Source organism: Microcystis sp. M49636_WE2 (assembly GCF_030065375.1).
In the GTDB taxonomy this organism is placed as follows: domain Bacteria; phylum Cyanobacteriota; class Cyanobacteriia; order Cyanobacteriales; family Microcystaceae; genus Microcystis; species Microcystis aeruginosa_C.
Map to the genome: position 1 here is coordinate 1 of NZ_JASJFG010000129.1, position 1,810 is coordinate 1,810.

Annotated in this window: 3 protein-coding genes; 1 reads left to right on the plus strand and 2 read right to left on the minus strand. The window is 37.9% G+C overall.

The genetic code is table 11. The features are described 5' to 3' along the window. The first annotated feature begins 145 nt into the window (after positions 1-145). Positions 146-721 (plus strand): Uma2 family endonuclease, encoded by a 576-nt coding sequence (locus PX484_RS03070; RefSeq protein WP_287766162.1) that lies wholly within the window; start codon positions 146-148, stop codon positions 719-721. Positions 722-798: 77 nt separating this feature from the next. Here the strand turns inward: PX484_RS03070 and PX484_RS03075 are convergent, their stop codons facing one another. Together PX484_RS03075 and PX484_RS03080 are read right to left on the minus strand one after the other, a co-directional pair. Next, on the minus strand, positions 799-1,266 hold the full coding sequence (locus PX484_RS03075; protein WP_287669366.1) for a DUF29 domain-containing protein: 468 nt from the start codon (positions 1,264-1,266) through the stop codon (positions 799-801). A gap of 99 nt (positions 1,267-1,365) precedes the next feature. Continuing rightward, positions 1,366-1,810: Uma2 family endonuclease (locus tag PX484_RS03080; RefSeq protein ID WP_288102811.1), on the minus strand; the 445-nt coding region annotated here is incomplete at its 5' end.

Genomic DNA, 1,810 nt, shown 5'->3' on the forward strand with positions numbered 1-1,810 from the left:
ACAAGTAGAAATTTATCGTCAAGGACAGGCAGTAGAAATTTTAACTAATCCAGAGAGTTTATCGGGGGAAAATATTTTATCTCAATTTGTCTTAGAACTTGATAGTATTTGGTAATTATATAATCCTATAAAAGAGAATCTAAACATGATGACAGTAGTAGAAGTTAAATTTGAATCTTGGCAACTCAGCGATGAACAGTTTTTTCAACTTTGTCAGGATAACCGAGATTTGCGCTTGGAACGCAACCCAAAAGGAGATTTAATTATTATGCCACCGACGGGAGGAAAAACGGGCAATAGTAACGGTAGAATCACCCAACAATTATTTAATTGGTCAGATAACAATGGTAAGGGTATCGCTTTTGATTCTTCCACAGGATTTAAACTACCGAATGGGGCCGATCGCTCTCCCGATGCTGCTTGGATACCTTTAGATAAATGGCAAGCTTTAACCCCGCAACAAAAGGAAAAATTTTTACCTCTATCTCCCGATTTTGTCATTGAATTAATGTCCGCTAGTGACAACTTAGAAACTGCTAGAAAAAAAATGCAGGAATATTTAGATAATGGGACTCGTTTAGGTTGGTTAATCAATAGAAAAACTAGAGAAGTGGAAATTTATCGTCAAGGACAGCCAGTAGAAATTTTAACTAATCCGGAGAGTTTATCGGGGGAAAATATTCTGCCAGAATTTAGTTTAAATCTTACTTTGATTTGGTAAATCAGAGGTAGTGATTGCCGTTTAAAGCTTGGCTTTGTTAGGCATTATATTCATCGATAAAATACGAAACTTTAGTTTTAAGGAAGATAGTCATAATCAAGGATTTCTGCAAGGGTAAAGGGTGATTCAATCGGGAATAAATCAGCAGCAAGTTGATACTTTCTGACAGTATCTTCTCTGGCTGCTTGGTAACAATCTATCCAGATTTCAGGAATCAATCTTCTCAGACTTGGACTCTCTTTTAATAAGCGTTGAACTTGTCGGCGTTGTTCAACAACTGTGCTGCGCCACCCTTGAGCATTTGTTTCCTTTTCAGTTAGCCAGTAAGTCAATTTAAGCAGATGTTCAGCAATGACGGTTAAGCGACTTTCTAGTTCTCGTTTTTCACTCCTTCCCATCGTTTCAATTTCTTCGATTAAATTTTCCAAGTCTAATTTTTCAAAACGATGTTCTTTGAGTAAATTAGCGGTTTCTTGTAACCATCGGTAGAAATCTTCTTGATAAAGACTTTTACCTGACGAGACTAACGACTTTTCGATGCTCATTTGATGATGACCTAGAAAAAAGAATTCTTAGATAATTTAAAAGCGACTCCCCGATCTCAAAAAGATTGGCAGAATATCGCAGGATTACTCCTGAAAACATCAGAACTTTAAATTTAAGCTAAAATTGGGTAAAACATCTTCACCCGATAAATCAGTGGGATTTTCTAAGATATCTACTTCCTTTCCTTGACGATAAATTTCAACTTGCCGATTCTGGGGATCGATTAACCAGCCTAACCTTGCGCCATTTTCCCTATATTCGAGCAGTTTTTTCTGTAATTTGTCAAGACTATCAGATTCAGACCGCAATTCCACCACAAAATCGGGACAGAGGGGAATAAATCCTTTTTTCTGCTTAGGGGTTAAAGATTCCCAGCGTTCTCGACTCACCCAAGATAGATCGGGAGAACGAATCGCCCCATTTGGTAGTATAAATCCAGTGGAAGAGTCAAACCCGACTCCTAAAGCTTCATTTTCTTCGCACCAGCGAAACAATTGTCCTGTTATACGAAAATTTCGCTGTCCTGATTCACCACCTGTCGGG

Coding starts and splice junctions, on each gene's coding strand:
- PX484_RS03070 (WP_287766162.1), top strand. CDS start 146: ATGATGACAGTAGTAGAAGTTAAATTTGAATCTTGGCAACTCAGCGAT.
- PX484_RS03075 (WP_287669366.1), bottom strand. CDS start 1,266: ATGAGCATCGAAAAGTCGTTAGTCTCGTCAGGTAAAAGTCTTTATCAA.